Raw genomic sequence first — 25,888 nt, forward strand, 5'->3', positions numbered from 1 at the left:
CCTGGCTCTCGCAGACCCCCACCTCGCCACCCGACGGGCCGGCGAACACCGGCACCCAAGGACAAAGAGAAGAAGGAAGAGAACGAAATGAAACTGCTGAAGCGCTTTACCGTGAAGAAGAACGAACGCGGCCTGTTGTACTCCGAGGGCGATTTCCTGGCGATCCTCGAGCCGGGCATCCACCGCCACCTGGACCTATACAACCGCCTGAGCGTGGAAACCTTCAGCCTGAACACCCCGCTGTTCGAACACCGCCTGGCCGGCTACCTGCGCCAGTCGGAACCTGCACTGGTCGAACGCTACTTCACCCGCATGGACCTGGCCGAGAACGAGGCCGGCCTGCGCTTCGAAGACGGCGTGCTGGCGGAAATCCTCGCACCGGGCAGCCGCCGGCTGTACTGGAAGGGCCAGACCGAGCAGCACCTGGAGCGCATCGACCTGAGCCAGGAGTACCGCGTTGCGCCGGCGCTGCTGCAGCAGATGCAGGGCAACCTGCGCGGCCGCAGCGTGATCGGTGTCGAAGCGCTGCTGGTGACCCTGGTGCCGGCCTACCAGGTCGGCGTGCTGAAGGTCGACGGTGCGGTGGTCGAGTTGCTGCCGGCTGGCCAGTACGGCTTCTGGCGCTACAACCGCCAGGTGAGCGTGGAACTGATCGATACGCGGATCCAGGCACTGGAAGTCAGCGGCCAGGAAATCCTCACCCGCGACAAGGTCAGCCTGCGCCTGAACCTGGCCGCCAACTGGCGTTACAGCGACGTGCTGACGGCGTTTTCCAGCCTGTCCAAGCCGCTGGAGCACCTCTATCGCGAGCTGCAGTTCGGCTTGCGTGCAGCGGTCGGCACTCGCTCGCTGGATGAACTGCTGGAGAACAAGCAGCTCATCGACGACTCGGTCAGCGCCTACCTGAAAGAGCGCCTGCCGGGCACCGGCATCGAGGTCAGCGGCCTGGGCGTGCGCGACATCATCCTGCCGGGCGAGATGAAGACTCTGCTGGCCCAGGTGGTGGAGGCGGAAAAGGCTGCACAGGCGAACGTGATCCGCCGCCGCGAAGAAACCTCGGCGACCCGTTCGCTGCTGAACACGGCCAAGGTGATGGAAGACAACCCCACCGCCCTGCGTTTGAAGGAACTGGAAACCCTGGAGCGGGTAGCCGAACGAATCGACCGCATCTCGGTATTCGGCGGCCTGGATCAGGTATTGAATGGACTGGTAACGCTGAAGCAGGCCTGACCAGGGCCTGCCCGGCGCAGGAGTTGGCACCGTGAAGAGCAACAAGCAGCGCCGCCAGGAAATCCGCCAGAAACGCGAGCGACGCAAGGCCTGGAAGGTCGAGCGGGCCAGGCAGCCAGAAAGCCGCCTGGCGCCGCCCGGCAGCTTGCCGGTCAACCGCCCGAACCTGGCGCCCTACAACAGCTACGGCGACCCGCTATTCGTGCGCCGTGGCTGGTACGAGGATCAGCAGTTCACCTGCCACGACTGCGGCGCCGAGCAGACCTGGACCGCCGCGCAGCAGAAGTGGTGGTACGAAGACTGTCAGGGACAGGTGTATTCCACGGCGATACGCTGCCGTACCTGTCGATTGAACAAACGAATTCGCGACGGCCGAGCGCAACCCGCTGCCGGCCAGATCGCCCCGCAACAATAGAGAGTTGAAACATGAGCACCAAGACCTTCCAACTGCTGGAAGTCGCCAACGGCAAACCGATCAAGCTCTGGACCCAGGGCGTACCGGTCGAGGACGACGCCAGGCAGCAACTGATGAACACCGCGACGATGCCCTTCATCTTCAAGCACCTGGCCGTGATGCCGGACGTGCACCTGGGTAAAGGCTCGACCATTGGCAGCGTGATTCCCACCAAGGGCGCCATCATCCCGGCCGCCGTGGGTGTGGATATCGGCTGCGGCATGATCGCCGCGCGCACCTCGCTGGTGGCCTCGGACCTGCCGGATAACCTGCACGGCCTGCGCACCGCCATCGAGAAGGCCGTGCCCCACGGCAAGACCTTCGGCCGCCGCGACCAGGGCGCCTGGGAAGACGTGCCCGAGCACGCCGACGACGCGTGGCGCGCACTGGCCGGACGCTTCAAGGTGATCACCGACAAGCACCCGAAACTGGAGAAGACCAACAACCGCAAGCACCTGGGAACCCTCGGCACCGGCAACCACTTCATCGAGGTCTGCCTCGACGAAGCCAACCGCGTCTGGTTCATGCTCCACAGCGGGTCGCGCGGCGTGGGTAACGCCATCGGCAACCTGTTCATCGAACTGGCCCAGGCCGATATGCGCCAGCACATCGCCAACCTGCCGGACCGTGACCTGGCCTACTTCGAAGAAGGCAGCCAGCACTTCGACGACTATGTCGAAGCCGTGGGCTGGGCCCAGGACTTCGCCCGGCAGAACCGCGAACTGATGATGCGCGCGGTGATTGCGGCGGCGCGGCAGGTCATCCGCAAGCCGTTCGAAGCCAGCCTGGAAGCGGTGAACTGCCACCACAACTACGTGCAGAAGGAACGCCACTTCGGCGAAGAAGTACTGGTAACGCGTAAAGGCGCGGTGTCCGCGCAGAAGGGCCAGCTCGGCATCATTCCGGGGTCGATGGGCGCCAAGAGCTTCATCGTCCGCGGCCTGGGTAACGAAGAGGCGTTCTGCTCGTGCAGCCACGGGGCAGGGCGGACCATGAGCCGCACCAAGGCCAAGAAGCTGTTCAGCGTCGAAGACCAGGTGCGCGCCACCGCCCACGTCGAATGCCGCAAGGACAAGGACGTGATCGACGAGATCCCGATGGCCTACAAGGACATCGACGCGGTGATGGACGCCCAGCGCGAGCTGGTGGAAGTGCTGCATACCCTGCGTCAGGTGGTGTGCGTGAAAGGATGAGGTAAGGACATGCTGCAACCCATGGAAAACCAGCGCACGGAAGAGCTGCGCGCCCGCCTGGAACAGGCGGGCTGCGTCTTCGACTTTCGCGTGCTGACACTCGCCCCGACCGCCACGCCCGGCGAGGCGGAACATCGCCTGGCGTTGCAGATGCTGTTCGAGTCCATCCAGGAGCGCGCGAGGAAATGGCAGGCTGAGATCATCGCCAAGTACCCGCAACACGCCCACCACCGTTGGCCAGACCTAACCCCGGACCTGGCACAGGCCCGCCCGCAAACACTCGACATCAAGGCAGTGCGCGAATTGGCCCGCGACGACAACCCGCTGTGCCGCGCCTTCCGCAACCCACCCTACGGCACCCAGCTGCAGGTGGCGGACTTCCGCGAATGGCTGCAGGTGCTGCGGCTGTACCCGGACGAGGAGCTGCAGGTGCTCGACTGGGTCGGCGACGGCGATGCCGAGCCCCATCGCAGTAACTGGAGCAGCTACTTCGACGACGGCAAGGAATGGTGGGGTATCTGGTGCCTCACCCTGCACAACCCGCGACGGCGAACATTGTCCGCGCTGGCCGCCAGCGCGACAGATTGACAACAGACGTCGCCGACGACAATGGACTGTGAATGCGCGCCTGACCATTGAGCGCGCACAGAGAGGGAAATATGAAACAACTCAAACACTGGCTGGAGCGCAGGCGCTCGCCGGACACCCCCTCGGACGAGACGGCGCAAGCCCTGCGCAACTGGCTGGACCAGCAACGCGCTGGCTACGGCGTCAACGAAGCGCTGACCGTGCTGGCGAACGCCAACCCTGAGACGGACTGGCCAGGCTGGAGCCGCAGCTACAACGGATATGTCCGCGAACTGGCCGTACGCATGCTGGCCCGTCGGCGTTCCGCGGAGGCACTCGGCGTACTGCTCACCCGCGCCAACGACTGGGTGCTAGCCATACGCGTACAGGCTCTGCAAGGCATCGAAGACTACTTGGCCGATGAGCAGGTTTCGCTGATCCTGCAGAACCTGCCGCAACTGCTCGCGTTGAGCCGTCAGCAACGCGGCGATCATCGCTCCCTGCTGCATAAAGTGCAGTCATTACTGGCCCGACCGGAGCATGCGGCGGAGGTCAAGGCAACCTGGCTTGGTTTACGCGGGGAGGCGGCGCGCTTGCTTTTCCGCGTACTGGCCGAAGCCGATGGCTCCGCTGCGCTGGTGGAGCAGGCGCTGCGTCATCCCGACCCGGTGGTGCGTACACGGGCAGTGGATGCGGCCCGAAAGCAACCAAGCGCGATCCGGCAAGCACTACTGCACATGGCTATGGCCAATGCTTCGGCAACAGTGCGCGGCAAGGCCCTCAGGCTCCTGATGAAAGAGCCGATGGTGCCGCCCGAGGCACTTGAACGCGGACTGCTGGATAGTTCGGCGAGCGTGCGCTCGATAGCACTGTGGCACGCGCCACGCGAAGGAATCGACCCGGCACAGGTACTGCTGCAAAGCGTATCCGGGGCAATGCCAGCGACCACCGCTCGATGGCTGGGTGTGCTGAGCCTGAGTGCGACCCTTGGCAAGCCAGTGTATACGACCTGGCTCGACGTCGCATTGCGCTCGGCCAGCACGCGGGTCCGATTGGCGGCCATCGCTCAGTTGGACGAAGACGCACTACCGGCCTTCATCGAACAGTTGGAGCATCCTTCGCCCAAGGTGTTTCGCGGCGCCCTCGAACGGTTGCGCAAACTCCCCTGGCAGAGCCTTCAGGGGCCGATCAGCCATTACCTCGATCGACGCTGGCGGGAGCTGGATGAGACTCGCCGCGAAACGCTCTTCGGTCTGCTGGCGTATTGGCAACGCCTCGCCTACCTACTGCGGAAAATCGACGAAGCGCCGGACTCGACCTACTGGGTGAAAGCACTGCGCTCATGGAGCTATCAGCGCTACGCGGGCCAGGACCCACTGACACCGCCTGAAGAGCGGCAGGCGCTGGCAGAACGAATCCGTCAGCTGGTCGCGACCGGTCAACTGCCCAAAGGCAGCCTGACCTGCATTGATTGAACTCGCCGCCTCGAAGCGGCTGAGTGAGCACACAAGGACTACACAAGATGAACAGGCACGTGATCGAACTCGACGGCGCCGAAGGTGGCGGGCAGATCCTGCGCAGCGCGCTGAGCCTGTCGATGATCACCGGCAAGGGGCTGCGCATCGTCAACATCCGCGGCCGGCGTTCGCGGCCGGGGCTGCTGCGTCAGCACCTGACGGCCGTGCGCGCAGCGGCGGAAATCTGTGGCGCGGTGGTGGAAGGCGACGAGCTGGGTTCGCGCAGCCTGGCCTTCCACCCCGGTGCGATTCGCGGCGGCGACTACTGCTTTGCCATCGGCAGCGCGGGCAGCGCCGTGCTGGTGTTGCAGACGCTGCTGCCGGCCCTGCTGTTCGCCGAAGGGCCGAGCAGCCTGGCGATCAGCGGCGGCACGCACAACCCGCTGGCCCCGCCGGCGGACTTCATCGAGCGCAGCTGGCTGCCGTTGCTGCGGCGCATGGGAGCGAAGGTCGACTTCGAACTGCTGCGTCATGGCTTCATGCCGGCCGGCGGCGGTGAGTTGCGGGTGGGCGTCGAGCTCGGCGAGCTGCAGCCACTGCATCTGCCGGAGAGCGGCGCTGTGCTTTCGCGTTCGGCCCGCGCCCTGCTGGCGGCCATTCCCGGCCATGTTGGAGATCGTGAGCTGGAGAAGGTGAAACGGCATCAGGATTGGCACATGGCATCCGCGCAGGTCGTCCGTCTTCCTGAAGACCAGGGGCCGGGCAACGCTTTGCTGCTGGAAGTCGAATGCGAGCAGTTGACCCTGCTGTTCTGCGCCTTCGGTCAGGCCGGAGTCAGCGCCGAACGGGTTGCCATCCAGGCGCTGCGCCAGGCCGATGACTGGCGCCGCTGCAGCACCAGCGTCGAGGAGCATCTCGCCGACCAGTTGCTGCTGCCCATGGCGCTGGCCGGCGGCGGCAGCTTCACCACGCCGGTGCTGAGCGATCATCTGCTGAGCAACCGCGCGGTTATCGAAGCCTTCCTGCCGGTGCGCATCGATTGCGAGGCACGCGAGGCGGGCGGCCAGCACATCCGCATCACACCGGCTTGACGCTTTCCTGACTAAACGCCGGATAGAGTGCCGCCCAATCATCCTATCCGGCGCGTGTGCCCGCCCTCCTCGGCCCACGGGAGTTTCCATGGCGCACCGCGCCGCCCTCGTTCTGCTCTGCGCCGCGCTGCTCGTCGGCTGCGAAACCACCCATGAAGCGCTCATCGCCCAGGGCTATCCGCCCGCCTACGCCGATGGTTATGACGACGGCTGCGGCAGCGGTCGCCAGGCGGCCGGTGCCATTTCCGGCGAGTTCCGCAAGAACGTGCCGCGCTATCTGGACGAGGCGAAATACGCACTGGGCTGGAACGACGGTTTCCAGCAATGCCAGGCCATGAGACTGAGCCAGGAACGCCAGCAGTACGAAGAACAGCGCAACAGCGACCGGGACCGCGACTGGGAACAACAGAAAGACCGCGCGCTGTCCCGTGCCCTGCGCGGCAACTGACCGCTGCGGCAACCATCCGCACCCGCCCAGGGCTACCCCCTTGATTTCGGTCAAGCCAGCCCCCCATCCCATCGCCTCTCCTTGAACTCAGAAGAAACCAAAAGCCTGAGAAAAGGAGACTCCACATGCAGCCCATCAAATTGGCCCTGGGCAGCCTGCTGCTGGCCGTGAGCACGGCGGCGGCGCAAGCGAACGCCGACGTCCTGCGCGACAACGCCAACAGCATCTTCAAGCCCATCCCGGAGCAGCCCAGCGACAAACTCGACCCCAACCAGATCGAACTGGGCCGGCAGCTGTTCTTCGAGCCGCGCCTGTCCGCCAGCCATGTGATCAGCTGCAATACCTGCCACAACATCGGCACCGGCGGCGCCGACAACGTGCCCGCCTCCAGCGGCCATGCCTGGCAGAAGGGCGCGCGCAACTCACCCACGGTCTTCAACGCGGTGTTCAACGTCGCGCAGTTCTGGGATGGCCGCGCCAAGGACCTGGAAGAACAGGCCAAGGGGCCGGTGCAGAACCCGGTGGAAATGCACAACACACCGAAGAACGTCGAGGCCACGCTGCGCAGCATGCCGGAGTACGTCGCTTCCTTTGAGAAAGCCTTCCCCGCTGACCAGCAACCGGTCAGCTTCGACAACATGGCGCGCGCGCTGCAGGCCTTCGAGTCGACGCTGATCACCCCGGATTCGCGTTTCGACCTCTACCTCAAGGGCGACGACAACGCCCTGGACGCCAAGGAGAAGAAGGGCCTGCAGACCTTCATGAGCTCGGGCTGCATCAGTTGTCACAACGGCGTGAACCTGGGCGGCCAGGCGTACTTCCCGTTCGGGCTGGTGAAGAAGCCGGACGGCAAGATCCTGCCCACCGGCGACCTGGGTCGCTTTGAGGTGACCAAGACGCAGAATGACCAGTATGTGTTCCGTGCCGCTCCCCTGCGCAACATCGCGCTGACCGCGCCGTACTTCCACAGCGGGCAGGTCTGGGACCTGGAGGAAGCCGTAGCGATCATGGGTACCGCGCAGCTGGGCAAACAGCTCAACGCGGAAGAAGTCGGCGACATCGTCGCCTTCCTCAAGACCGCCACCGGCAAGCAGCCGAAGGTGGAGTATCCGATCCTGCCGCCGAGCACCTCGACCACGCCCAAACCGGTGGATTAATCAGCCCAACGCCGAACCCGTAGGAGCGAGCTTGCTCGCGAACAGCCCCGCGCCAACGGCGAGAGGTTCGCGCCGGCCTGGAGAGGTTCGCGAGCAAGCTCGCTCCTACAAAACCCAAACAGCCTGCACGCCGGCTGGAATGAAGAATGGGGCCACCAGCCAGCCCTTTCTCTTCCTCAACACCACCATCGGCAGGCAGCTGAAGGTGGGTCGATCCGCCCAACGCCCCCGTGGGAGCGAGCTTACTCACGAACAGCCCCGCGCCCACGGTGAGAGGTTCGCGCCGGCCTGGAAAGGTTCGCGAGCAAGCTCGCTCCTACAAAACCAGAACAGCCTGCACGCCGGCTGGAATGAAAAACGGGGCCACCAGCCAGCCCTTTCTCTTCCTCAACACCACCATCGGCAGGCAGCTGAAGGTGGGTCGATCCGCCCAACGCCCCCGTGGGAGCGAGCTTGCTCACGAACAGCCCCGCGCCAACGGTGAGAGGTTCGCGCCGGCCTGGAGAGGTTCGCGAGCAAGCTCGCTCCTACAAAACCCAAACAGCCTGCACGCCGGCTGGAATGAAAAACGGGCCCGATGGGCCCGTTCTTTTCATGCTGTCGGAGCGATCAGACCACGCCTTGGGCCAGCATCGCGTCGGCGACCTTGACGAAGCCGGCGATGTTGGCGCCCTTCACGTAGTTGATCCGGCCATTCTCCTCGCCGTAGGCAACGCAGGCATGGTGGATGTTCTGCATGATGCCGTGCAGGCGCTGGTCGACTTCACCAGCGGTCCACAGCAGGCGCATGGCGTTCTGGCTCATCTCCAGGCCGCTGGTGGCGACGCCGCCGGCGTTGGAGGCCTTGCCTGGCGCGTAGAGGATGCCGGCCTCGAGGAAGATATCCACAGCCTCCAGGGTCGACGGCATGTTCGCGCCCTCGGCCACGCAGACGCAGCCGTTGGCCAGCAGGGTGCGCGCGTCGTTGGCATCCAGTTCGTTCTGCGTGGCGCAGGGCAGCGCGATATCGCAGGCCAGCGACCACGGACGCTCCCCGGCAATGAAGCGCAGACCGGGGCCGGTCATCTCGCTGAGACGGCCGCGACGGACGTTCTTCAACTCCATGACTTCCTCCCACTGCTCCAGGGTCAGGCCGGCTTCAAAGAACAGAGTGCCCTCGGAATCAGATAGCGAGATCACCTTGCCGCCCAGTTCCATGACCTTCTGCGCGGCGTACTGGGCCACGTTGCCGGAACCGGAGATAGCCACGCGCTGGCCGTCAAAACCGCTTTCGCGGGCCTTGAGCATCTCCTGGGCGAAGTACACACAGCCGTAACCGGTAGCTTCCGGACGGATCAGGCTACCGCCGTAGGACATGCCCTTGCCGGTCAGCACCGAGGTGAACTCGTTGGACAGGCGCTTGTACTGGCCGAACAGGTAACCGATCTCGCGGGCGCCCACGCCGATGTCGCCGGCCGGCACGTCAAGGTCAGCGCCAACGTGGCGGAACAGCTCGCTCATGAAGGACTGGCAGAAGCGCATGACTTCCGCATCGCTCTTGCCCTTGGGGTCGAAGTCCGAGCCACCCTTGCCGCCACCCATGGGCAACGAGGTCAGGGAGTTCTTGAAGACCTGCTCGAAGGCGAGGAACTTCAGCACGCCCAGGTTCACCGAGGGGTGGAAGCGCAGGCCGCCCTTGTACGGGCCGATGGCGCTGCTCATCTGGATGCGGAAACCGCGGTTGACCCGCACTCGTCCGGCATCATCCACCCACGGTACGCGGAACAGGATCGCGCGTTCGGGCTCGACGATGCGTTCGACGATGCCGGCCTGCAGGTAGTGCGGGTTGGCTTCGAGGAAGGGCCAGAGGGAGCGCAGCACCTCTTCCACTGCCTGGTGGAATTCGGGCTGATCGGGGTCGCGCCGCTTCAGGCGCTCGAGGAACGAGTCAACGGATTGCGTCATGTCTACACCGGTACTTTTCTGATTATGTGATGCTTTTTTGCCGGCAGACTCTAACAACCCACGCCGCCCCGAGATAGTGCGGCGTGACGCTTTTATGAATCTTTATGGTGCAAAAATATAAATCCCACTTCTGCCGGACCGGCAGAAAAACAGATTCTTGTATACAAAATCAATAGGTAGTTGCACTCAACAACTTACTCCACCAGGACGCCCATGATGCTCGCACGCCCTCTCGCGCTTCTCGCCGCCCTCACCTGCACCCTCGCCCTGCCCGCCCAGGGAGCCATGAAATTGGGCAACTTCACCGAACCCGGTGCGCTGGTGGTGGCGGATACATTCGACAGCGAAGTGATCCACAAGTCGAAGTTCAGCACCGACGACCTGGAGCGCATGTCCCGCCAGCTGGAAGAACAGCAACGCACCCTGCAGGACCAGGCGCGGCAAATCGACACACTGCAGCGCCAGCTGGAGGATCAGCGCCGCGCCCTGGACGATCTCAAGCGCAGCCGCTGATAAAGGCACAGAAATGAAAACGGGGCCCGAAGGCCCCGTTCTCTTGCAGAAGCGGCTTACGCCAGCTTCTTGTAACGCACGCGGTGCGGCTGCGAGGCAGCGTCGCCCAGGCGTTTTTTACGATCGGCTTCGAACTCGGTGTAGTTGCCTTCGAAGAAGACCACCTTGCCGTCGTCCTCGTAGGAGAGGATGTGGGTCGCGATGCGGTCCAGGAACCAGCGATCGTGGGAAATCACGATGGCGGCGCCGGGGAAGTCCAGCAGCGCTTCTTCCAGCGCACGCAGGGTTTCCACGTCGAGGTCGTTGGACGGTTCGTCGAGCAGCAGCACGTTGCCGCCCTGCTTCAGGGTCAGGGCCAGGTGCAGGCGGCCACGCTCACCACCGGAGAGGTCCTTGACGAACTTCTGCTGGTCGCCGCCCTTGAAGTTGAAGCGGCCGACGTAGCTGCGCGACGGGACTTCGTAGTTGCCGATCTTGATCTGCTCGAAGCCGTCGGACACTTGCTCCCACACGGTCTTGTTGCCGTCGAGGATTTCGCGGCTCTGATCGACGCTGGCGATCTGCACGGTTTCGCCGATCTCGATGGTGCCCGAGTCCGGTTGCTCCTTGCCGGTCAGCATGCGGAACAGGGTCGATTTACCTGCGCCGTTGCCGCCGATCACGCCGACGATGGCGCCCTTGGGAATGCTCAGCGACAGATCGTCGATCAGTTGGCGATCGCCATAGCCCTTGCTGACGTTGTGCAGCTCAATGACCTTATCGCCCAGGCGCGGACCGGCCGGGATATAGATCTCGTTGGTCTCGCTGCGCTTCTGGAATTCCTGCGATTGCATTTCCTCGAAGCGCTGCAGACGGGCCTTGGACTTGGACTGGCGAGCCTTGGCACCCTGGCGTACCCACTCCAGTTCGGCCTTCATGGCCTTGGCGTGGGAGGCTTCCTGCTTGGCTTCCTGGGCCAGGCGGTTGGCCTTGGATTCCAGCCAGCCGGAGTAGTTGCCTTCGAACGGGATGCCCTGGCCACGGTCCAGTTCCAGAATCCAGCCGGCGACGTTGTCGAGGAAGTAACGGTCGTGGGTGATCGCTACCACGGTGCCCGGGAAGTCGTGGAGGAAGTGTTCCAGCCAGGCGACGGAGTCGGCGTCCAGGTGGTTGGTCGGTTCGTCCAGCAGCAGCATGTCCGGGGCGGACAGCAGCAGGCGGCACAGGGCGACGCGGCGCTTCTCACCACCGGAGAGGTGTTCGATCTTGGCGTCCCACGGCGGCAGACGCAGGGCGTCGGCGGCGACTTCCAGCTGGCGCTCCAGGTTGTGGCCGTCGGAAGCCTGGAGGATGGCCTCCAGCTTGGCCTGCTCGGCAGCCAGGGCGTCGAAGTCGGCGTCCGGCTCGGCGTAGGCGGCGTAGACCTCGTCCAGGCGCGCTTGGGCGGCCTTGATCTGGCCGACAGCCTCTTCAACGATCTCGCGAACGGTGGCCTGCGGGTCGAGCTTGGGCTCCTGCGGCAGGTAGCCGACGTTGATGCCCGGCATCGGGCGGGCTTCACCTTCGATCTCGGTGTCGACGCCGGCCATGATGCGCAGCAGGGTGGATTTACCCGCGCCGTTCAGGCCGAGCACGCCGATCTTGGCGCCGGGGAAGAACGACAGGGAGATGTTCTTGAGGATTTCACGCTTGGGCGGCACGACCTTGCCGACCCGGTGCATGGTGTAGACGTATTGAGCCATGGATACCTGACTTCTGGGATGAATTGTGATCGGGATGGCCGGAACGGACGACGGCAGGTTCCGGGACGCCGGCTCTTCGGGCCGGAACGGTGGCACCGCGGGCCACCGGGGGGCGCGAGCGGCCGATGGACGGCCCTTCGCGCGGGACTCTGCGCGGATGTACTTTATGCCCCGAACTTTGGCCGTACATCACGCGCGCGTGCGGCAAAGCTACCGGAATGAATCGGGAAGGGCAAACGACGCTCGTCGGCCATGCTGGCACTTAGCCGCCTTTCCGGGCATCCTAGCCTGCGCCGAATTCAGCCGTATCGCCCCAGGTCCCTAAGTCCTTGTCTATTTTCCCCCGTACTCCTCCGGACGCCTTGGCCAGGCCTGGCCGCGTGGCGACCCGGACCGCGCTGGTGCTGCTGGTTCTGTTCATGCTCGGCCTGCTGGGCTTGCAGCTGCACCAGGAGTTCCGCAGCCAGGAGCGCTTCGAGCGTGAGCGGGTAGTGCTGCACGGCGAACAGATGGCGCAGCGGATCTCCCTGACCCTGGAGCTCAAGGCGGTAGCGGCCCAGGCTCTGCTGCAACAGGAACAGGACCGCGACCACAGCGATGCCCACCCAACACTGATCGCCGGCCTGAAGCACATCTATCCATCCTTCCACAGCCTGGTGCGGCTGGACGCCAGCGGCGTTCCCGTGCGCGACTCCGCCGGCGGCATCAAGGACGGCGCATTCATCGAGGCCTTGCGCCAGCGCAGCGCGCAACAGAGCTATCACTACGCGTTCAGCGAGGAAAACGGCGGCTACTTCTATGTCTGGCTGAAGGCCACCGAGCCGGACGAAGGCGACAGCGTCTTGCGTCTTGACGAGAAGATTGCCCGACGTGGCTGGGCAGCGCAGATTCGCCCCGAGTCGCCGGACTGGATTCTGGTCGACGACGTCCAGCAGAAGGTCCTCGGACGCTCCAGCGGCTTCCGCCCGGGCCCGCTGTCCGCCGCCTCACCGCTGGAACAGGCACAGAGCCTGGACGGCCTGGAGATCCAGAACACCGACTGGCGGTTGCACCCGCAATTCGACGACCGGCAGATCCGCACCACCCTGCTGCCGCGCCTGGGCGGCGAGCTGGCGCTGCTACTGGTGCTGGCAGGCATCGCCGCTGCCGCCCTGCTGCGCCTGCAGCGTGAACAGCAGAATCTGCGGGCACTGACCGCCGAGTCCCAGCAAGGCCTGCGCCAGGCCGCACAGGCCCTGGGAGCCATCGACGAACGCGTGCTGGTGACCCGCGCCGACGGCCGCCTCGCCTACCTCAACCCGCAAGCCGAGCAGTTGTTCGGCATCACTGCCGACAAGGCTGGCGAGCATCACCTGCTGGAGCTGCTGCCTGGCCTGGGCGCCCTGCTGCACGGCGGCGATACCTCGGCGGACAACGGCTCCGAGCTGGTGCGCGTCAACGATACCGGCCAGGCCAGGCTGTTCGCCGTCAGCCATCACTCGCTGGACGACAGCCCGCTGTCGCCGGAGCAGACCTGGGTACTGCGCGGCAACCTGCCCCACGGCGGGCAGGTCTGGGTGCTGCGCGATGTCACCGAGGAGCAGCAGGCGCTGCACATCCTCGAAGAGACCCGCCGGCGCTACCAGGACATTTTCGACGGTGTCGGCGTCGCCCTCTGCGTGCTCGACCTTTCTGCGCTGCGCCAGAGCCTGGTGGACCTCAACCTGCGCCGACAGAGCGACCTGCGCGAGTGGATCGCCTCGCAGCCCGAGCGCCTGCCCTGGCTGCTGCGCCAGGCGCGGATTACCGAGATCAACAACGTCGCCAAGCGCCTGATGCGCGTCACCAACACTGAGCAGGCCTGGCAGATTCTCATCGGCAGCGCCGGCATGCGCCCGGACGGCGTGCGCAGCAAGGTGCTCGAAGCCGTGCTGCACGGCCAGGGCATGGTCGAGCTGGAAGCCTGCATCAGCACGCGCCAGGGCGAGCAGCGCCACCTTTGGCTGCAACTGCGCGTGCCGGAAATGATCCAGGACTTCCACGCCGTCACCCTGAGCCTGTCGGACATCACCAGCCGCAAGCAGGTCGAACTGTCGCTGATCGAACGCGAGAAGTTCTGGTCCGATGCGGTGCGCGCGGTGCCAGACACCCTGTACATCCACGACATCGCCGCGCGCCGGGTGATCTTCACCAACCACAACCTCGGCTACCAGCTGGGCTACAACGGCGACGAGCTGCGCGAGATGGGCGAGCGCTTCTGGGAAAAGGTGTTGCACCCGGACGACGTCGAATACTACTGGCGCGTGCGCAACCTGCAGCAGGTGGTGGGCGACGGCCTGTTGCTGGACAGCCAGCTGCGCTGGCGCCATCGCGACGGCTCCTGGCACTGGTTCGATATCCGCGAGCAAGCCCTCACTCGCGACTCCGCCGGCCGCGTGGCACGGCTGATCGGCGTGGCAAAGGACATTACCGACACGGTCGAGGCACACAACTCCCTGCGCGAGAGCGGCCGCCGCTACCGCATGCTCGCCGAGAGCATCAGCGACGTGATCCTCTCCACCGACGCCCAGGTCCAGCTCAACTACATCAGCCCATCGATCCAGCAGGTGTTCGGCTACAGCCCCGAGTGGGTGCTGGCCAACGGCTTCCAGCAGGTGGCCGCCAACCCGGCGCAGCTGGAGCGCCTCGACGAACTGCTGCACCGCGTGCAGGCCGCCATCGGCGAGCCCAAGCGCCTGGCCGAACTGCGCGAGAGCGCCGAGCCGCAGCTGTTCAGCCTCGACTGTCTGCACGCCGACGGCCACAAGATTCCCGTGGAGCTGCGCATCGCCTTGATGTGGGACGACCACGGCCGCTTCGAGGGCCTGCTCGGCGTCGCCCGCGACATCAGCCAGCAGCGCCGCGCCGAGCGCGAGATGCGCATGGCGGCGACGGTGTTCGAGCACTCCACGGCGGCGATCATGGTCACCGATCCCGCCGGCTACATCGTGCAGATCAACGACTCCTTCAGCCGCCTCACCGGCTACTCCGCCGAGGAGGTGCTGGACCAGTTGCCGCGCCTGCTCACTGCCGACCGCCAGGAGGCCAACCAGCTCAAGCACGTGCTGGAAAGCCTGCGCAAGAGCGGCAGTTGGGAAGGCGAGATCCTGCAGAAGCGCAAGAGCGGCGAGCTGTACCCCAGCTGGGTCGGCATCACCGCGGTGCACGACGAAGAAGGCGACCTGGTCAGCTTCGTCTGCTTCTTCAGCGACATCAGCGAGCGCAAGGCCAGCGAGCGGCGCATTCACCGCCTGGCCTACTACGACGCCCTGACCCACCTACCCAACCGCACGCTGTTCCAGGACCGCCTGCACACCGCCCTGCTGCAGGCCGAACGGCACCAGCAGTGGGTGGTGCTGATGTTCCTCGACCTCGACCGCTTCAAGCCGATCAACGACTCCCTCGGCCATGCCGCAGGCGACCGCATGCTCAAGGAAGTGGCCGAGCGCCTGAGCCATTGCGTCAGCGACGACGACACTGTGGCGCGCATGGGCGGCGACGAGTTCACCCTGCTGCTGCCCGGCCAGAAGGACCGCGAGAAGGCGCTGAGGCAGGCGATCCAGGTCGCCGAGCAGATCCTCTCCAGCCTCGCCCGCCCCTTCACCCTGGAAGGCCGCGAGTTCTTCGTCACCGCCAGCATTGGCGTGGCACTCTCGCCGCAGGACGGCGCCGAGCTCAGCCAGCTGATGAAGAACGCCGACACGGCGATGTACCACGCCAAGGAAATGGGCAAGAACAACTTCCAGTTCTACCAGGCCGAGATGAACGCCCGCGCCCTGGAGCGCCTGGAACTGGAAAGCGACCTGCGCCGCGCCATCGAACTGCACGAGTTCGTGCTGCACTACCAGCCGCAGTTCACCGGTGACGGCCGCCGTCTGACCGGTGCCGAGGCGCTGCTGCGCTGGCAGCATCCCAAGCGCGGGCTGATCCCGCCGGCGGAGTTCATCCCGGTGCTGGAAGAGCTCGGCCTGGTCGCCCAGGTCGGTGACTGGCTGCTGGAGCAGGCCTGCCTGCAGCTGCGCGCCTGGCACCGCGACAAGGTGCGGGTACCGAAGATTTCCGTGAACCTCTCCGCCCGGCAGTTCGCCGACGGCCAGTTGGGCGAACGCATCGCCGGCATCCTCGAAGACACCGGAATCGCACCGGCGTGCCTGGAGCTGGAGCTGACCGAAAGCATCCTGATGAGCGACGTTTCCCAGGCGATGCAGATACTTCAAGGTCTGAAACGCCTGGGCCTGGCGATTGCGGTGGACGACTTCGGTACCGGCTATTCCTCGCTGAACTACCTCAAGCAATTCCCCATCGATGTGTTGAAGATCGACCGCAGCTTCGTTGACGGCCTGCCCCATGGCGAGCAGGACGCGCAGATCGCCCGTGCCATCATCGCCATGGCCCACAGCCTGAACCTGATGGTGATCGCCGAGGGTGTGGAGAGCCACGAGCAGTTGGAGTTCCTGCGCGAGCATGGCTGCGACGAAGTACAGGGCTTCCTCTTCGGCCGCCCTGTCCCGGCCGACCAGTTCGCCGCGCTGTTTGCCAGCAACGCGCTGTTCCTGCTGGGCTGACCCATCGGCTGAATGTTCGATACGGCGTAGGAGCGGACTCCGTCCGCGATCTGCCACCGGCCAGCTCGGAGCCGCCGGGGATCGTTCGCGGACGGAGTCCGCTCCTACACGCGCCCCACCGCCTCAGCAAGCGCCAAGCCGCTCGCAAATCCGCCGATCCGCGGCCTTGAACCCCGCTTGTCAGCCACATGACCGCCTTTCATGTGCCAGCACCGGCGCCTTGGGTTAGAATGCGCGCCTTTCCCCCAGCACCCGATCCTTAAGAGGACCGCCATGTTCAGCCGTGATTTGACCCTCGCCCGCTACGATGCCGAACTCTTCGCCGCGATGGAGCAGGAAGCCCAGCGCCAGGAAGAGCACATCGAGCTCATCGCCTCCGAGAACTACACCAGCCCGGCGGTGATGGAAGCCCAGGGTTCGGTGCTGACCAACAAGTACGCCGAAGGCTACCCGGGCAAGCGCTACTACGGTGGTTGCGAGTACGTCGACGTCGTCGAGCAACTGGCCATCGACCGCGCCAAGGAACTGTTCGGCGCCGATTACGCCAACGTCCAGCCGCACGCCGGTTCCCAGGCCAACGCCGCCGTCTACCTGGCCCTGCTGTCGGCCGGTGATACCATCCTGGGCATGAGCCTGGCCCACGGCGGTCACCTGACCCACGGCGCCAGCGTTTCCTCCTCCGGCAAGCTGTACAACGCAGTTCAGTACGGCATCACCGACGCCGGGCTGATCGACTACGACGAAGTCGAGCGTCTGGCCGTCGAGCACAAGCCGAAGATGATCGTTGCCGGCTTCTCCGCCTACTCCCAGGTGCTGGACTTCGCCCGCTTCCGCGCCATCGCCGACAAGGTCGGTGCCTACCTGTTCGTCGACATGGCCCACGTGGCCGGTCTGGTCGCCGCTGGCGTCTACCCGAACCCGGTGCCGTTCGCCGACGTCGTCACCACCACCACCCACAAAACCCTGCGCGGCCCGCGCGGCGGCCTGATCCTCGCTCGCAAGAACGAAGAGATCGAGAAGAAGCTGAACTCCGCTGTCTTCCCGGGCGCCCAGGGTGGCCCGCTGGAGCACGTGATCGCCGCCAAGGCCGTGTGCTTCAAGGAAGCCCTGCAGCCCGAGTTCAAGGCCTACCAGCAGCAGGTCCTGAAGAACGCCCAGACCATGGCCAGCGTGTTCATCGAGCGCGGCTTCGACGTGGTTTCCGGCGGCACCCAGAACCACCTGTTCCTGCTGTCCCTGATCAAGCAGGACATCACCGGTAAGGACGCCGACGCCGCCCTGGGTCGTGCCTTCATCACCGTGAACAAGAACAGCGTGCCGAACGACCCGCGTTCCCCGTTCGTCACCTCCGGCCTGCGTATCGGCACCCCCGCCGTGACCACCCGCGGCTTCAAGGAAGCCGAGTGCCGCGAGCTGGCCGGCTGGATCTGCGACATCCTGACCAACATGGGCGACGAGTCCGTGGTGGACGGCGTGCGCGAGAAGGTCAAGGCCATCTGCGCCAAGTTCCCGGTCTACGGCGCCTAAGCCGAACCCGCGAACAGCACGACGAAAAAGCCCGGCATCTGCCGGGCTTTTTCATGTCTGTCACTCACAGAACTCAAGGTGAACCTGTAGGAGCGAGCTTGCTCGCGAACAGCCTCCAGCCAGGCACCAGTGGTATGCGGTTCGCGAGCAAGCTCGCTCCTACATGCTTAGTGCGGCTATGGCTGCCCACCTGATTTCTGCTCCGGCTGCACCGGCACATCACGCAAGTCATTGAGCCGGCGCACCAGCGTCTCAGCCTCCGCCTGGCTGGTGAAGCCCTTGAGCATCACCTGGCCGTCCGTCACCACACGCGTCACTTTCGGCAACAGGCGCAATTGCCCATCGATCACGACGGCCAGGGCCTTGCCCTGCTCTTCCTGGGTCAGCTTTGCCAGACGCTGGCTGGCTTCGGGCGTGAACAAAACACGCACCGCCGGCTTGCCGTCTGCCACGCTGGCCAGCTCGGCCCGCTCTACATCGTGCTGGGTCAGAACCGGATGGGTTTCGAGCAATACCGCCTTGCCCTGCGGGTCGGCCAGGGTGCGCGTGCTGGCCGTGGGCCTGTCGGCCACGGCGTGGACATCGAAGGTATGCTGCGGCGCCGACGGCGGCGCACCGGCGCAGGCGCCCAATAATGAGGCGAGGAGGATCGGAATAGAGCGTTTCATCGACTGCGAATCAGACTGAGCGGCCCGGAAGGCCAGGGTTATAGAGAGTCAGACCACGCCGAAGGCACAAGTTGCACTCCCTTGGTCGGCGCCCGCGACTAAGCTTGCAGACGAACGGATGCTGGCGGTCCGGTCAGAAATTCTCCGGCTCAGGGCAAGCTGGTATCATGCGCGCCTTTTGCCGGTCACAAGAAAAGGCGCACGGCCCACCTGGGCATGCACCTTGCTTTTCCCGGCCAGAACGATAACGGCGCAAGAGCGTCACGGGGAGCCAAACATGCTGGAAAAGCTGTTCCAACTCAAGGCGCACAACACCACTGTGCGCACCGAGATCCTGGCGGGTATCACTACCTTCCTGACCATGGCCTACATCCTCTTCGTCAACCCGAGCATCCTCGGCGAGACGGGCATGGACAAAGGCGCGATCTTCGTGGCGACCTGCCTGGCCGCGGCCATCGGCTCGGCCATCATGGGCCTGATCGCCAACTACCCGATCGCCCTGGCTCCCGGCATGGGCCTGAACGCCTTCTTCACCTACACCGTGGTCCTGCACATGGGCCACACCTGGCAGGTGGCGCTCGGCGCGGTGTTCCTCTCCGCGTGCATGTTCTTCATCATTTCGATCTTCCGCATCCGCGAGTGGATCATCAACAGCATCCCGCTGGCGCTGCGCTCGGCGATCGCCGCTGGCATCGGCCTGTTCCTCGCGCTGATCGCGCTGAAGGAGTCGGGCATCGTCGTCGCCAACCAGGCCACCCTGGTTGGCATGGGTGACCTGGCCAAGCCGGCACCGCTGCTGGCGATCCTCGGCTTCATCCTGATCGTCGCCCTGGAAGCCCGCCGCGTGACCGGCGCGGTAATGATCGGCATCCTGGTCGTCACCTTCATCTCCATCGCCATCGGCGTCTCCCAGTTCGGTGGCGTGGTGTCGATGCCGCCGTCCCTGGCGCCGACCTTCCTGCAGCTGGATATCAAGGGCGCGCTGGACATCGGCCTGTTCAGCGTGATCTTCGCCTTCCTCTTCGTCGACCTGTTCGACAACTCCGGCACCCTGATCGGCGTAGCCAAGCGCGCCGGCCTGATGGGCAAGGACGGACACATGCCGAAGATGGGCCGCGCGCTGATCGCCGACAGCTCCGCCGCCATGGTCGGCTCGCTGCTGGGCACCTCCACCACCACCAGCTACATCGAGTCGGCGGCGGGCGTTTCCGCTGGCGGCCGTACCGGCCTGACTGCCATCGTGGTTGCCGTGCTGTTCCTGCTGGCGCTGTTCTTCGCCCCGCTGGCGGGCAACGTTCCGGCCTTCGCCACCGCCCCAGCGCTGTTCTTCGTCGCGGTGCTGATGGCCTCGGGCCTGGCTGAGATCGACTGGGACGACCTGACCGTCGCCGCCCCGGTGGTGGTGACCGCGCTGGCCATGCCGCTGACCTTCTCCATCGCCAACGGCATCGCCTTCGGCTTCATTACCTGGACCGCCTGCAAGCTGCTGTCCGGCCGCTTCCGCGAGCTGAACCCGGCGCTGGTCATCCTGTCGATCCTTTTCGTGATCAAGCTGGGCTGGTTCAACGCCTGATTTTCCCTTTCGCGGCAGGGGTATCGCCGCGCTTCTCCATCCGCAAGTGACACTGGCGTAGGATGGCGTGGAGCGCAGCGATGCCCATCAACTGCCGCCGACCCACACGAGTTCCCCGCCCCATGAGCAGTCCGCGTTTCGATCCCTCCCAATACGACAGCCAACTGGCCGACAAGGCCGCGCGCCTACGCGAGCTGCTGGCGCCCTTCGCCGCGCCGGAGCCGGAGGTGTTCGATTCGCCCCGCGAGCATTACCGCCTGCGCGCCGAGTTCCGCCTGTGGCGCGAGGGCGAAGCGCGCCACTACGCGATGTTCGAGCAGGGCGACAAGCACACGCCGATCCTGATCGAGGAATTCCCCATCGCCAGCCAGCGCATCAACGAGCTGATGCCGCGCCTGAAAGCTGCCTGGGCCGAGCCGACCCTGGGCCACAAGCTGTTCCAGGTGGAATTCCTCACCACCCTGGCGGGCGACGCGCTGATCACCCTGTGCTACCACCGTCCGGTGGACGCGACCTGGCAGGCCGCTGCCGAGAAGCTGGCTGTCGAACTGGGCGTGAGCATCGTCGGTCGCTCCCGCGGCAAGCGACTGGTGGTGGGGCGAGACTACGTCAGCGAGGAGCTGACCGTTGCTGGCCGCACCTTCCGCTACCGCCAGCCGGAGGGCGCCTTCACCCAGCCCAACGGCGAGGTCTGCCAGAAGATGCTCAACTGGGCGTACGAAGCCCTGGGCCAGCGCGAGGATGATCTGCTGGAGCTGTACTGCGGCAACGGCAACTTCACCCTGCCGCTGGCCACCCGCGTGCGCAAGGTAATGGCCACCGAGATCAGCAAGACCTCGGTGAACGCCGCCCTGGCCAACCTGGCCGACAACGCCGTGGGCAACGTCACCCTGGTGCGCCTCTCCGCCGAGGAACTGACCCAGGCGCTCAACGAGGTACGCCCGTTCCGCCGCCTGGCCGATGTCGACCTGAAGTCCTATGAGTTCGGCAGCGTGTTCGTCGACCCGCCGCGCGCCGGCATGGACCCGGACACCTGCGAGCTGACCCGGCGCTTCGACAACATCCTGTACATCTCCTGCAACCCGGAGACTCTGGCGCAGAACATCGCTCAGCTGCACGACACCCACCGGGTGAGCCGTTGCGCCCTGTTCGACCAGTTCCCCTACACGCACCACATGGAAGCCGGCGTGCTGCTCACCCGCCGCTGAGTACCTCGCACAAGTACGGGCCGCCCAACCTAGGGTTGGGCGGCGCCTCCTGGTTCTGCAGCTAGGCTTGCGGAACAACGACAAGAGGCACGCCCATGTCCCGCCTGATCCTTCCCCTGCTCTGCCTGCTGCTGGCCGCCTGCGCCGGTACCGATCCCGCCACCATCAACGTCTCCCCCGCCGCCAATGGCCGGCAAAGCACCTTCTTCATCCAGGCCGTGCGTGCACAAGGTCACCGCGAGGACCTGGAAGATCGCTTCGATCTCGCCGTGCGCCGCGCACTGGAAGCCAAGGGTTACCGCTATCAGGACAATTCAGGGGAGCTGCGGGTGATCTATGCCGTCGGCCTGGACAGCCAGACGGGCATCATCCAGCGACCGGTAGCGACCAGTGCGGGCGTGATCACCCAGACACAGTTCACCGATCAGGAGCAGGCGCGCCTGGCGCTGCAGATTCTCGACGAGGCGACCGGGCAGGTGCTCTACCAGGCGCAGGTGGCGCGCCAACTGCACGATCCGAAGATCACTCAGCAGGCCGTGGACGAAGGCATTGCCCGCCTGCTGGCGGACTTCCCCGCGCACCAATGAATGGGCCGGGGAGCTGAGGATCAGCTGTAGTTCGACGGCGACTTGCGTACGAACTTGATGCTGTACTTGAAGTCAGCCTTGCGCGTGACACTGATGGCGCGGCGGGTGACAGTATCGATGGTGATGTTCCAGTTGCCGGTACTGGGCACCTTTATCTTGGCCGGGAAACGATCGAACGCGCCGCCGTGGTAGACGTGACGACCGCCATTCTTGAAGCTGCGGAAGGCGGCGTCAGTCATCAGACGGATATTGCAGGTCATGGAGCACTCGATGACGACCAGGTCGCCTTCGTTCAGGTGCTCACGTTGATGTACGAACTTCATGCTGGCTCCGCCTTGCTTCTACCGCGAAATCAATACGATAGCACGGAGCGGGGGCTGCCCGGCAGCGGCGCTGCCAGCAGGCCGCGCCGCTCATCCGAAGCTCAGAGCCCCTCGAAGTCCGCCTTGCGCTCCTCAGGCTCCGGCTCTTCGCGCACTACCACCTGGCGACTTCGCGACTGCCGCTCCAGCCAGTAGAGGGCGAAGATCGCCAGCGCCGAGATCACCCCGCGATAGACCACGCCGGCCAGTTGCGCATCCCATTCCATGCCGCCCTCGGTCCAGGCGATGAGCAGGCGCGACAGCGTCAGGGTCAGTTGCACCAGGATCACCAGGATCAGGGCCGGGCGCACCAGCAGGCGACGACGCAAAGCGAAAACCAGGAACAGCGCGAGGGCGAACTGATGGCCGCCGTAGAAAACCCGGGCGTCACTCACCGACGATGGCTCCATCAGCAGCATGCCGCTGAGGTTGGCCATTTCATAAGGACGAATCCAGTAGAGCAGTCCCAGACCACCCCAGACCAGAGCCTGGACCAGCAGGACGAGACGGGCGAAGAGCATCCGATTTCTCCTTGGCCTTGCGGCCCTTGCCGAGCGTCCCTACCTGCGACGGACAGTCGCGGACGCACCACCGATCAGCTACAGACCCCGCACGGCGCGGCAAGTTCGTCGCCCGCGTCATATGGGGAAACAAACGGCGGGTGGGGAGGCAGGGCACACGGGAGTATGCTCGGTCGCGTTCAACTTCCAAGGTTTCGAACCATGCGCACCCTGCTTCTGCTCACCGCCCTTGTTGCCGGCGCCGTCCAAGCCGCCGAGCCGCTGACCATCGACGTACACCGCGATGCCAACTGCGGCTGCTGCAAGGACTGGATCAAGCACCTGGAAAGCAACGGTTTCACCGTCAACGACCACGTCGAAGCCGATATGAGTGCAGTGAAGACCAAGCTGGGCGTTCCGCACAGCATGGGTTCGTGCCACACCGGCGTGATCGACGGCAAGTTCGTCGAAGGCCATGTCCCGGCCGCCGACGTACTGAAGCTGCGCGAGCGCGCCGACCTGGTCGGCGCCGCCGTGCCCGGCATGCCCATGGGTTCGCCGGGCATGGAGATGGGCGACCGGCATGACGCGTACCAGGTAGTCGGCCTGAGCAAGTCCGGTCAGCGCGAAGTGCTGGCGGACTACCCCGCCCACTGACGTCTGACATCGAGGCACTCCCTCACCCCTGAACGCTGGTGGAGGTGGGATGGGGCTTCCGGCGCGTGGGGCACTCTCCAGGTTCCCGCGCGACATTGCTCCGCGAGCGGAATGGGGTGAGGGACTCCAAAACGAAAAGGGCGACCATCGGGTCGCCCTTTTCATTCACACGGCTTTTATTCGGCCTTCGCCGGTAACAGGCCATCGGCACGGAACATCGCCTTGATCCCACGCACCGCCTGACGCAGACGGTCACGGTTTTCGATCAGGGCGAAGCGCACGTGGTCGTCACCGTAGTCGCCGAAACCGATGCCCGGCGATACCGAGACCTTGGCGTCCTTGAGCAACTTCTTGGCGAACTCCAGCGAGCCCAGGTGAGCGTAGGGCTCGGGGATCTTCGCCCAGATGTACATGGAGGCCTTGGGGTTCTCCACCATCCAACCGGCTTCGTGCAGACCTTTCACCAGCACATCGCGGCGCTTCTGGTACTGGTCGGCGATATCGCGCACGCACTGCTGGTCGCCCTCCAGCGCGGCGATGGCGGCTACCTGCAGCGGGGTGAAGGTGCCGTAGTCGTGGTAGCTCTTGATCCGCGCCAGGGCCGAGACCAGCTCCGGGTTGCCGACCATGAAGCCGATACGCCAGCCAGCCATGTTGTAGCTCTTGGACAAGGTGAAGAACTCCACCGCGATGTCCTTGGCGCCAGGCACCTGCATGATCGACGGCGCCTTCCAGCCATCGAAGGTGATGTCCGCGTAGGCCAGGTCGTGCACCACCAGCACGTCATAGCGCTTGGCGAGGTCCACCACGCGCTCGAAGAAGTCCAGCTCCACGCACTGCGCGGTGGGGTTGGAGGGGAAGCCGAGGATCATCATCTTCGGCTTGGGAATCGATTCGCGGATCGCCCGCTCCAGCTCGTTGAAGAAGTCGATCCCCGGCACCAGCGGCACCGAGCGCACCTGCGCGCCGGCGATCACCGCGCCGTAGATGTGGATCGGGTAGCTGGGGTTCGGCACGAGGATGGTGTCGCCGTGGTCCAGGGTTGCCAGCATCAGGTGCGCCAGACCTTCCTTGGAGCCGATGGTGACGATGGCTTCGGACTCGGGGTCGATCTCGACCTCGTAGCGGTCGCGGTACCAGTGCGAAATGGCGCGGCGCAGACGCGGAATGCCACGGGAGGTGGAGTAGCCGTGGGTATCTTCGCGCTGGGCGACCTGGCAGAGCTTCTCGACGATGTGCGGCGGCGTGGCCCCGTCCGGGTTGCCCATGGACAGGTCGATGATGTCCTCGCCACGGCGGCGGGCGGCCATCTTCAGTTCGGCAGTGATGTTGAAAACGTACGGGGGCAGGCGATCGATGCGCGCAAAGCGACGAGCTGAACGGGGTTCAGTCATGGTGTCCTCTGATGAACGTAGGCGCCCGGAACCGTCCGAGCGACGCCGGCCACTGCGGTGGCCTGGAAAGCGCGGCGCTGTGACCTGCGCTTTCTTGTCGGCGAACATATAGCTCGCTAGGCTGGCTGTCGAGTTTTTCTTTGCGCCGCTCAAGGGCGGCATCTGGAGGCCCATGTCCGCGCAACAGTACTGGCAGCTCGACGTCTTCGCCGACCAACCGCTCACCGGCAATGGCCTGGCGGTGTTTCCCGACGCCCGAGGCATACCGGCCCAGACCCTGCTGGCACTCACCCAGGAGCTGCGCCAGTTCGAGTCGATCTTCCTGTTCCCCTCCGCCACGCTGGACACCTATTCGGCACGCATCTTCACCGTCGACGAGGAACTGCCTTTCGCCGGCCACCCGGTGCTTGGCGCCGCCGCGCTGCTGCATCACCTTCACCAGCGCGGCGAGGAAGAGCACTGGACGCTGGAGCTGCCCGCCAAGGCCGTGAAGGTCGCCACGCGCCGGCGCGGCACCGGCTTCCACGCCGAGATGAACCAGGGCGCCGCCGACTTCGGCACAGTGCTGGATGACGACGCGCGCCGCTGGTTCGCCGAGGCCTTCTCGCTTTCCGTCGCCGACCTCGCCGACTATCCCGCCGCAGTGGTCAGCACCGGCCTGCCTTACCTGTTGCTGCCGGTGCGCGGCGAAGCCCTGGGCCGCGTGCGCCAGCGCACGGATCTGACGGCCGAGCTGGCAAAGCTCAACGCCGCCTTCGTTTTTGTGCTGGATGTGGATAATCGCGAGGGCCGCACCTGGGACGGCGCCGGAATCATCGAGGACGTCGCCACCGGCAGTGCCGCCGGCCCCGTCGCAGCCTACCTGGTGGAGCTGGGCAAGGCGCGCCGCGGCGAGCTGTTCTACCTGTCCCAGGGCCGCTTCGTCGGTCGCCCCAGCCGGCTCGACGTGCAGGTCGGCCAGGACGATGACGTCCACGTCGGCGGCGACGTGCAACTGCTGGCTCGCGCCGAGTTGCTGCACCGCTTCGCCTGACGACCGGGCTGGCGATCAGCG

22 protein-coding genes are annotated in these 25,888 nt (G+C 65.2%); 16 read left to right on the plus strand and 6 right to left on the minus strand.

The features are described from left to right. Positions 1 to 87 precede the first annotated feature (87 nt). From ACNFH5_RS10770 to ACNFH5_RS10805, 8 genes are all read left to right on the plus strand, one after another. Positions 88 to 1,230, plus strand: a complete 1,143-nt coding sequence (locus ACNFH5_RS10770; protein WP_416745824.1) for a slipin family protein — start codon at positions 88 to 90, stop codon at positions 1,228 to 1,230. 31 nt (positions 1,231 to 1,261) lie between these two features. Beyond that, positions 1,262 to 1,645, plus strand: coding sequence for a zinc-ribbon domain containing protein (locus tag ACNFH5_RS10775; protein WP_416745826.1), 384 nt, complete (start codon positions 1,262 to 1,264; stop codon positions 1,643 to 1,645). Positions 1,646 to 1,656: 11 nt separating this feature from the next. Continuing rightward, positions 1,657 to 2,877, plus strand: a complete 1,221-nt coding sequence (locus ACNFH5_RS10780) for an RtcB family protein (RefSeq protein WP_416745828.1) — start codon at positions 1,657 to 1,659, stop codon at positions 2,875 to 2,877. A gap of 9 nt (positions 2,878 to 2,886) precedes the next feature. Beyond that, positions 2,887 to 3,465: a hypothetical protein gene (locus ACNFH5_RS10785; protein ID WP_416745830.1), complete on the plus strand. Its 579-nt coding sequence runs from the start codon at positions 2,887 to 2,889 to the stop codon at positions 3,463 to 3,465. A 71-nt stretch (positions 3,466 to 3,536) separates the two neighbouring features. Then, on the plus strand, positions 3,537 to 4,919 hold the full coding sequence (locus tag ACNFH5_RS10790) for a PBS lyase (RefSeq protein WP_416745831.1): 1,383 nt from the start codon (positions 3,537 to 3,539) through the stop codon (positions 4,917 to 4,919). A gap of 47 nt (positions 4,920 to 4,966) precedes the next feature. Then, complete coding sequence (gene rtcA / locus ACNFH5_RS10795) at positions 4,967 to 5,992, plus strand: RNA 3'-terminal phosphate cyclase (RefSeq protein WP_416745833.1); 1,026 nt, start codon at positions 4,967 to 4,969, stop codon at positions 5,990 to 5,992. Positions 5,993 to 6,080: 88 nt separating this feature from the next. Next, a complete protein-coding gene (locus tag ACNFH5_RS10800; protein ID WP_416745835.1) occupies positions 6,081 to 6,440 on the plus strand; it encodes a hypothetical protein in 360 nt (119 codons plus the stop codon). Positions 6,441 to 6,565: 125 nt separating this feature from the next. Next, a complete protein-coding gene (locus ACNFH5_RS10805; RefSeq protein ID WP_416745836.1) occupies positions 6,566 to 7,597 on the plus strand; it encodes a cytochrome-c peroxidase in 1,032 nt (343 codons plus the stop codon). A 609-nt stretch (positions 7,598 to 8,206) separates the two neighbouring features. Here ACNFH5_RS10805 and gdhA read toward each other — a convergent pair. After that, positions 8,207 to 9,541 carry an NADP-specific glutamate dehydrogenase gene (gene gdhA / locus ACNFH5_RS10810; protein ID WP_416745838.1) on the minus strand — a complete coding sequence of 445 codons (1,335 nt, stop codon included), beginning with the start codon at positions 9,539 to 9,541 and terminating at the stop codon, positions 8,207 to 8,209. A gap of 213 nt (positions 9,542 to 9,754) precedes the next feature. Here gdhA and ACNFH5_RS10815 point away from each other — a divergent pair, with 213 nt between their 5' ends. Beyond that, positions 9,755 to 10,054 carry a hypothetical protein gene (locus ACNFH5_RS10815; protein WP_416745839.1) on the plus strand — a complete coding sequence of 100 codons (300 nt, stop codon included), beginning with the start codon at positions 9,755 to 9,757 and terminating at the stop codon, positions 10,052 to 10,054. A gap of 56 nt (positions 10,055 to 10,110) precedes the next feature. Here the strand turns inward: ACNFH5_RS10815 and ettA are convergent, their stop codons facing one another. Continuing rightward, entirely contained in the window at positions 10,111 to 11,775 is a 1,665-nt protein-coding gene (gene ettA, locus ACNFH5_RS10820) for an energy-dependent translational throttle protein EttA (RefSeq protein ID WP_017521646.1), read from the minus strand. A gap of 380 nt (positions 11,776 to 12,155) precedes the next feature. On the opposite strand from ettA, the gene ACNFH5_RS10825 reads away from it, so the two are divergent. Together ACNFH5_RS10825 and glyA are read left to right on the plus strand one after the other, a co-directional pair. Then, positions 12,156 to 16,358: an EAL domain-containing protein gene (locus ACNFH5_RS10825; protein ID WP_416745841.1), complete on the plus strand. Its 4,203-nt coding sequence runs from the start codon at positions 12,156 to 12,158 to the stop codon at positions 16,356 to 16,358. Positions 16,359 to 16,631: 273 nt separating this feature from the next. Next, positions 16,632 to 17,885: a serine hydroxymethyltransferase gene (glyA, locus tag ACNFH5_RS10830; protein ID WP_024763060.1), complete on the plus strand. Its 1,254-nt coding sequence runs from the start codon at positions 16,632 to 16,634 to the stop codon at positions 17,883 to 17,885. A gap of 176 nt (positions 17,886 to 18,061) precedes the next feature. On the opposite strand, the gene ACNFH5_RS10835 is transcribed toward glyA, so the two are convergent. Then, complete coding sequence (locus ACNFH5_RS10835; RefSeq protein WP_416745844.1) at positions 18,062 to 18,553, minus strand: SecDF P1 head subdomain-containing protein; 492 nt, start codon at positions 18,551 to 18,553, stop codon at positions 18,062 to 18,064. Positions 18,554 to 18,830: 277 nt separating this feature from the next. On the opposite strand from ACNFH5_RS10835, the gene ACNFH5_RS10840 reads away from it, so the two are divergent. The 3 genes from ACNFH5_RS10840 to ACNFH5_RS10850 all read left to right on the plus strand — a co-directional run bounded on the left by ACNFH5_RS10840 (position 18,831) and on the right by ACNFH5_RS10850 (position 21,921). Next, a complete protein-coding gene (locus tag ACNFH5_RS10840) occupies positions 18,831 to 20,126 on the plus strand; it encodes an NCS2 family permease (RefSeq protein ID WP_416745846.1) in 1,296 nt (431 codons plus the stop codon). 122 nt (positions 20,127 to 20,248) lie between these two features. Then, positions 20,249 to 21,334, plus strand: coding sequence for a tRNA (uridine(54)-C5)-methyltransferase TrmA (gene trmA, locus ACNFH5_RS10845; RefSeq protein ID WP_416745848.1), 1,086 nt, complete (start codon positions 20,249 to 20,251; stop codon positions 21,332 to 21,334). A gap of 95 nt (positions 21,335 to 21,429) precedes the next feature. After that, complete coding sequence (locus ACNFH5_RS10850) at positions 21,430 to 21,921, plus strand: DUF4136 domain-containing protein (RefSeq protein WP_416745850.1); 492 nt, start codon at positions 21,430 to 21,432, stop codon at positions 21,919 to 21,921. 20 nt (positions 21,922 to 21,941) lie between these two features. Here the strand turns inward: ACNFH5_RS10850 and ACNFH5_RS10855 are convergent, their stop codons facing one another. Then, complete coding sequence (locus ACNFH5_RS10855) at positions 21,942 to 22,244, minus strand: DUF1883 domain-containing protein (protein ID WP_017521653.1); 303 nt, start codon at positions 22,242 to 22,244, stop codon at positions 21,942 to 21,944. A gap of 101 nt (positions 22,245 to 22,345) precedes the next feature. Beyond that, on the minus strand, positions 22,346 to 22,804 hold the full coding sequence (locus tag ACNFH5_RS10860) for a DUF4345 family protein (RefSeq protein WP_416745853.1): 459 nt from the start codon (positions 22,802 to 22,804) through the stop codon (positions 22,346 to 22,348). Positions 22,805 to 23,005: 201 nt separating this feature from the next. Between ACNFH5_RS10860 and ACNFH5_RS10865 the strand changes: the two genes are divergently transcribed. Beyond that, positions 23,006 to 23,440, plus strand: a complete 435-nt coding sequence (locus tag ACNFH5_RS10865) for a DUF411 domain-containing protein (RefSeq protein ID WP_416745855.1) — start codon at positions 23,006 to 23,008, stop codon at positions 23,438 to 23,440. A gap of 176 nt (positions 23,441 to 23,616) precedes the next feature. On the opposite strand, the gene alaC is transcribed toward ACNFH5_RS10865, so the two are convergent. Next, positions 23,617 to 24,834 (minus strand): alanine transaminase, encoded by a 1,218-nt coding sequence (alaC, locus tag ACNFH5_RS10870; protein ID WP_065084200.1) that lies wholly within the window; start codon positions 24,832 to 24,834, stop codon positions 23,617 to 23,619. Between the two features lie 172 nt (positions 24,835 to 25,006). Here alaC and ACNFH5_RS10875 point away from each other — a divergent pair, with 172 nt between their 5' ends. Continuing rightward, complete coding sequence (locus ACNFH5_RS10875) at positions 25,007 to 25,867, plus strand: PhzF family phenazine biosynthesis protein (protein ID WP_416745858.1); 861 nt, start codon at positions 25,007 to 25,009, stop codon at positions 25,865 to 25,867. Positions 25,868 to 25,888 lie beyond the last annotated feature (21 nt).

It is taken from the genome of Pseudomonas sp. NY15435 (assembly GCF_048068295.1).
Lineage (GTDB): Bacteria > Pseudomonadota > Gammaproteobacteria > Pseudomonadales > Pseudomonadaceae > Pseudomonas.

What these genes read in the sequence shown, in the direction of transcription:
- ACNFH5_RS10785 (WP_416745830.1), top strand. Translation starts at nt 2,887, where the DNA reads ATGCTGCAACCCATGGAAAACCAGCGCACGGAAGAGCTGCGCGCCCGC.
- rtcA (WP_416745833.1), top strand. Translation starts at nt 4,967, where the DNA reads ATGAACAGGCACGTGATCGAACTCGACGGCGCCGAAGGTGGCGGGCAG.
- ACNFH5_RS10790 (WP_416745831.1), top strand. Translation starts at nt 3,537, where the DNA reads ATGAAACAACTCAAACACTGGCTGGAGCGCAGGCGCTCGCCGGACACC.
- ACNFH5_RS10855 (WP_017521653.1), bottom strand. Translation starts at nt 22,244, where the DNA reads ATGAAGTTCGTACATCAACGTGAGCACCTGAACGAAGGCGACCTGGTC.
- ettA (WP_017521646.1), bottom strand. Translation starts at nt 11,775, where the DNA reads ATGGCTCAATACGTCTACACCATGCACCGGGTCGGCAAGGTCGTGCCG.
- ACNFH5_RS10875 (WP_416745858.1), top strand. Translation starts at nt 25,007, where the DNA reads ATGTCCGCGCAACAGTACTGGCAGCTCGACGTCTTCGCCGACCAACCG.
- ACNFH5_RS10835 (WP_416745844.1), bottom strand. Translation starts at nt 18,553, where the DNA reads ATGAAACGCTCTATTCCGATCCTCCTCGCCTCATTATTGGGCGCCTGC.
- ACNFH5_RS10770 (WP_416745824.1), top strand. Translation starts at nt 88, where the DNA reads ATGAAACTGCTGAAGCGCTTTACCGTGAAGAAGAACGAACGCGGCCTG.
- ACNFH5_RS10850 (WP_416745850.1), top strand. Translation starts at nt 21,430, where the DNA reads ATGTCCCGCCTGATCCTTCCCCTGCTCTGCCTGCTGCTGGCCGCCTGC.
- glyA (WP_024763060.1), top strand. Translation starts at nt 16,632, where the DNA reads ATGTTCAGCCGTGATTTGACCCTCGCCCGCTACGATGCCGAACTCTTC.
- ACNFH5_RS10805 (WP_416745836.1), top strand. Translation starts at nt 6,566, where the DNA reads ATGCAGCCCATCAAATTGGCCCTGGGCAGCCTGCTGCTGGCCGTGAGC.
- ACNFH5_RS10865 (WP_416745855.1), top strand. Translation starts at nt 23,006, where the DNA reads ATGCGCACCCTGCTTCTGCTCACCGCCCTTGTTGCCGGCGCCGTCCAA.
- gdhA (WP_416745838.1), bottom strand. Translation starts at nt 9,541, where the DNA reads ATGACGCAATCCGTTGACTCGTTCCTCGAGCGCCTGAAGCGGCGCGAC.
- ACNFH5_RS10860 (WP_416745853.1), bottom strand. Translation starts at nt 22,804, where the DNA reads ATGCTCTTCGCCCGTCTCGTCCTGCTGGTCCAGGCTCTGGTCTGGGGT.
- ACNFH5_RS10780 (WP_416745828.1), top strand. Translation starts at nt 1,657, where the DNA reads ATGAGCACCAAGACCTTCCAACTGCTGGAAGTCGCCAACGGCAAACCG.
- alaC (WP_065084200.1), bottom strand. Translation starts at nt 24,834, where the DNA reads ATGACTGAACCCCGTTCAGCTCGTCGCTTTGCGCGCATCGATCGCCTG.
- ACNFH5_RS10800 (WP_416745835.1), top strand. Translation starts at nt 6,081, where the DNA reads ATGGCGCACCGCGCCGCCCTCGTTCTGCTCTGCGCCGCGCTGCTCGTC.
- trmA (WP_416745848.1), top strand. Translation starts at nt 20,249, where the DNA reads ATGAGCAGTCCGCGTTTCGATCCCTCCCAATACGACAGCCAACTGGCC.
- ACNFH5_RS10840 (WP_416745846.1), top strand. Translation starts at nt 18,831, where the DNA reads ATGCTGGAAAAGCTGTTCCAACTCAAGGCGCACAACACCACTGTGCGC.
- ACNFH5_RS10815 (WP_416745839.1), top strand. Translation starts at nt 9,755, where the DNA reads ATGATGCTCGCACGCCCTCTCGCGCTTCTCGCCGCCCTCACCTGCACC.